This is a genomic window from Mesorhizobium sp. M1A.F.Ca.ET.072.01.1.1, from assembly GCF_004023325.1.
Lineage (GTDB): Bacteria > Pseudomonadota > Alphaproteobacteria > Rhizobiales > Rhizobiaceae > Mesorhizobium.
Map to the genome: position 1 here is coordinate 1 of NZ_RZSF01000457.1, position 4,047 is coordinate 4,047.

Annotated in this window: 3 protein-coding genes and 3 pseudogenes; 2 read left to right on the top strand and 4 right to left on the bottom strand. The window is 64.5% G+C overall.

All coding sequences use genetic code 11. The annotated features are described in order from the left end of the window. Positions 1-749: trimethylamine methyltransferase family protein (locus EOA32_RS34115; protein WP_189407608.1), on the top strand; the 749-nt coding region annotated here is incomplete at its 5' end. Positions 750-767: 18 nt separating this feature from the next. On the opposite strand, the gene EOA32_RS34120 is transcribed toward EOA32_RS34115, so the two are convergent. Both EOA32_RS34120 and EOA32_RS34125 read right to left on the bottom strand, forming a co-directional pair. Beyond that, positions 768-1,166, bottom strand: a complete 399-nt coding sequence (locus EOA32_RS34120) for a hypothetical protein (RefSeq protein ID WP_095777564.1) — start codon at positions 1,164-1,166, stop codon at positions 768-770. Between the two features lie 130 nt (positions 1,167-1,296). Continuing rightward, a complete protein-coding gene (locus tag EOA32_RS34125) occupies positions 1,297-3,102 on the bottom strand; it encodes an IlvD/Edd family dehydratase (RefSeq protein WP_128374058.1) in 1,806 nt (601 codons plus the stop codon). A gap of 150 nt (positions 3,103-3,252) precedes the next feature. Here EOA32_RS34125 and EOA32_RS40360 point away from each other — a divergent pair. Continuing rightward, positions 3,253-3,385, top strand: a pseudogene (locus EOA32_RS40360) (SRPBCC domain-containing protein); the annotation flags it as partial. 15 nt (positions 3,386-3,400) lie between these two features. Here EOA32_RS40360 and EOA32_RS34135 read toward each other — a convergent pair. Together EOA32_RS34135 and EOA32_RS40850 are read right to left on the bottom strand one after the other, a co-directional pair. Further along, positions 3,401-3,919, bottom strand: a pseudogene (locus EOA32_RS34135) (P-loop NTPase); the annotation flags it as partial. 49 nt (positions 3,920-3,968) lie between these two features. Then, positions 3,969-4,034, bottom strand: a pseudogene (locus EOA32_RS40850) (hypothetical protein); the annotation flags it as partial. Between the last annotated feature and the right edge of the window lie 13 nt (positions 4,035-4,047).

Consider the following 4,047-nt stretch of genomic DNA (forward strand, 5'->3'; position numbering starts at 1 on the left):
CCACAGCTCCCGCCGCGATTGCCGGCGCCGTCGTGCAGGCGGTGGCCGAAGTGCTGATGGGCCTAGTCTATGTCAACGCGATCAAGCCCGGCCATCCGGCGATCTTCGGCACCTGGCCGTTCGTCTCCGATCTCCGGACCGGCGCCATGTCCGGCGGTTCGGCCGAGCAGGCCGTGTTGACCGCGGCCTGCGCGCAGATGGCGCAGTATTACGACCTGCCGGGCGGCTCGGCCGCGGGCATGACGGATTCGAAGCTGCCCGACATCCAGTCCGGCTATGAAAAAGGCATCACCGATGTGATGGCCGGTCTTGCCGGCCTCAACCTCGTCTATGAATCGGCCGGCATGCATGCCTCGCTGCTCGGCTTCTGTCTCGAAAGCCTGATCATCGACAACGACATGCTCGGCCACTGCCTGCGATGCGTGCGCGGCATCGAGGTGACGGACGAGGCGCTGTCGATCGACACGATCGCCGATGTCTGCCTCAAGGGCCCGGGTCACTATCTCGGCAACGAGCAGACTTTGAAGCTGATGCAGACCGAATATTTTTATCCCGCAGTCGGCGATCGCTTCTCGCCCAAGGAATGGAATGAGAAGGGCCGGCCCGACATTTTGCAGCGGGCGATCGCCGAGAAAAAGCGCGTGCTGGCCGAGCGCTTTCCGCGCCATGTGTCGCGGCTCGTCGACGACAAGCTGCGCGCGCGCTTCGGCGAGATGATCAAGCTGCCGCGCAACAAGATGGGCGGCTGATCTTTCCGCTCTCGGAGATCACTCCGCACGCAGCCCATAGCGCTCGACGACTTCGGCGTTGATCAGCTTCGCATGCAGCGTCAACAGCACGATCTGCGCATCGAGGCTGTCGCCGGCTTCGAGCGCGGCCTCGATGCGGCGCTCGGCTTCCAAAGTGTGCTCCCTGCCATTGGCCCGCTCGAAGGTTTCCGGTCCGGCGACGCAATAGCCGCAGAGTTGCGCCACCGATTGATAAGCCTGAGGCGGCGGCTCCTCGGGCCAATGATCCTTCATCAGGTTGACGATGGTGAGCTTGACGCCCTCAGGCACCAGCGCCGGATGCAAGTCGGCCTTGCGCAAGGCGTCGTCGAGCTGGCGCAAGTCGCCCGACCGGCCGAACATGCCGAGGAAGCCGAGGGAAGAGCGCCGTTTCGCCATATAGAGCCTCCCTTCGTGGGACCGCCGAGATTGGGCTAATCTGTCGACGCCCCGCGGTCGAAACAAGGGCCATGAGAAAGGGCGGTCCGCCGGAAGCGGACCGCCCTTCGATTTTCGCCGTGCTCTGAATTCAGTGGTTGTCGCGCGGGACGCCCCTGGTGTGCGCGACATCCTGATATTTCACCGCCGGCTTCAGCACCATGCCGGCGGAGAACTGGTCGACCATGCCGCGCTGGATCTCCTGCCAGGGCGTCTGGTGCTCGGGATAGTCATAGCCGCCATTGCCCTGCAGCGCTGCCCGCCGCCTGGCGATCTCCTCGTCGCCGACAAGGATATTGGCGGTGCCCTTCCTCAGGTCGATGCGGACGCGGTCGCCGGTCTTGAGCAGCGCCAGCCCGCCGCCGACCGCTGCCTCCGGCGAGGCGTTGAGGATCGATGGCGAACCCGACGTGCCGGACTGGCGACCGTCGCCGATGCAGGCCAGCGAATGGATGCCCTTCTTGATGAGATGGGCCGGCGGCTGCATGTTGACCACCTCGGCGCCGCCCGGATAGCCGACCGGGCCGGCGCCGCGCATGAACAGGATCGTGTGCTCGTCGATGCCCTGCGCCGGATCGTCGATGCGGGCGTGGTAATCCTCCGGGCCGTCGAAGACCATGGCGTTGCCTTCGAAAGCCTCCGGATCGTTCGGGTTCGAGAGATAGCGCTCGCGGAATTCGGGCGAGATGCCGCTGGTCTTCATGATGGCGGAATCGAACAGATTGCCCTTGAGGTTGATGAAGCCGGCATTGCTCTTGAGCGGCTTGTCGACGCCGCGGATGACATCATGATTTTCGTTGACCGCGCCGCGGCAATTGTCGCCGATCGATTTGCCGTTGGCGGTGATCGCGTCGGGGTGCGGCAATAGTCCGCCTTTCAGCAACTCCGCCACGACGGCCGGCACGCCGCCGGCATGGTGATAGTCCTCGCCGAGATACTCGCCCGTCGGCTGCAGGTTGACGATCAGCGGCACGTTAAGGCCGATGTTCTGCCAGTCGTCATTGTCGAGCGGCACGCCGAGATGGCGGGCGATGGCATTGAGGTGGATCGGCGCGTTGGTCGAGCCGCCGATGGCCGAATTGACGACGATGGCATTCTCGAACGCCTGGCGGGTCATGATGTCCGACGGCTTCAGGTCCTCATGCACCATATCGACGATGCGCTTGCCGGTCTCGTAGGCAATCTGGCCGCGCTCGCGATAGGGCGCGGGGATCGCGGCCGAGCCCGGCAGCTGCATGCCGATCGCTTCGGCCAGCGAGTTCATGGTGGTGGCGGTACCCATGGTGTTGCAATAGCCGGTCGACGGCGCCGAGGAGGCGACGATGTCCATGAACTCGTCATAATTGATCTCGCCGGCCGACAGCCGCTGGCGCGATTCCCAGACAATGGTGCCGGAGCCGGTGCGCTTGCCCTTATGCCAGCCATTGAGCATCGGGCCGACCGAAAGCGCGATCGCCGGAATGTTGACGGTCGCCGCCGCCATCAAGAGCGCGGGCGTAGTCTTGTCGCAGCCGATGGTCAGCACGACGCCGTCGAGCGGATAGCCGTAGAGCACCTCGACGAGGCTGAGATAGGCGAGGTTGCGGTCGAGCGCCGCCGTCGGCCGCTTGCCGGTCTCCTGGATCGGGTGGCACGGGAACTCGAAGGGGATGCCGCCCATCGAGACGATGCCCTCGCGCACGCGCTTGGCGAGCTCGAGATGGTGCCGGTTGCAGGGCGAGAGATCGGAACCCGTCTGCGCGATGCCGATCAGCGGCTTGCCCGACATCAGCTCGGCGCGGGTCAGCCCGTAATTGAGGTAGCGCTCGAGATAGAGCGCCGTCATGCCCGGGTTGTCGGGATTGTCGAACCACTCCTGCGAGCGAAATTTCTTCTTCTTGGTAGGGGCGCCTGCCATCGTGGTCTCCGTATTTGTATGACAAATCGATATGACAACGCGCTCATGCAGGCAAGAGGCAGACACGCCGCAGACCCGCACTTTGGTGCGATAGACATAGAAAGGGCCGCGCGCCAGGACCAATCGACATCAGCATTCCGGGAGGTCTTGATGGCTTTGGTGATCGAGGGCGAGGAGCGGATCGCCGCACCTGTCGAGAAAGTGTGGGAAGCCCTCAACGACAGGGGAAATCCTGAAGGAGGCAATTCCCGGCTGCCGGAGCCTGGAAAGGAAATCGGACACCCGGCGGCCCGGCGAATTACTCGAACACGATGCTGGGCACTGCCGCCTCGGCGGCGCCGCGTTCCTCTTGGACCCTGTCCCATACCCTCGCGGCGATATCGCGATAGATCTTCGCCTCGGCGCCGTCCGGCTTGGATGCGACCACCGGGGCGCCGGCGTCCGAGCTTTCGCGGATGCCCATCTCCAGCGGCACCTCGCCAAGGAAGGTGACGCCGAGCCGTTCGGCCTCGCGCCGCGCGCCGCCATGGCCGAAGATGTCGTAGCGTTTGCCGGTGTCGGGCGCGAGGAAATAGCTCATGTTCTCGACGATGCCGAGCAGCGGCACGTCGACCTTCTTGAACATGTTGAGGCCCTTGCGCGCATCGATGAGCGCCAGGTCCTGCGGCGTCGAGACGATGACGGCACCGGCCAGCGGCACCTGCTGGGCCATGGTGAGCTGGGCATCGCCGGTGCCGGGCGGCATATCGACGACCAGCACGTCGAGCGGTCCCCATTCGACCTCGCGCAGCATCTGGGTGAGCGCCGACATGACCATCGCCCTGTTCCGCCGCGAGTTGGTAATAGGTCTTGGCTTTCTTGATGTCCCGCGCGACGCCGATGCCCTTCTCGTAAAAATTGCCGATGCGGTATTCGGCCGGTGCGAAGCCCAGTTCGGCGGATTTC

Coding starts and splice junctions, on each gene's coding strand:
- EOA32_RS34120 (WP_095777564.1), bottom strand. CDS start 1,166: ATGGCGAAACGGCGCTCTTCCCTCGGCTTCCTCGGCATGTTCGGCCGG.
- EOA32_RS34125 (WP_128374058.1), bottom strand. CDS start 3,102: ATGGCAGGCGCCCCTACCAAGAAGAAGAAATTTCGCTCGCAGGAGTGG.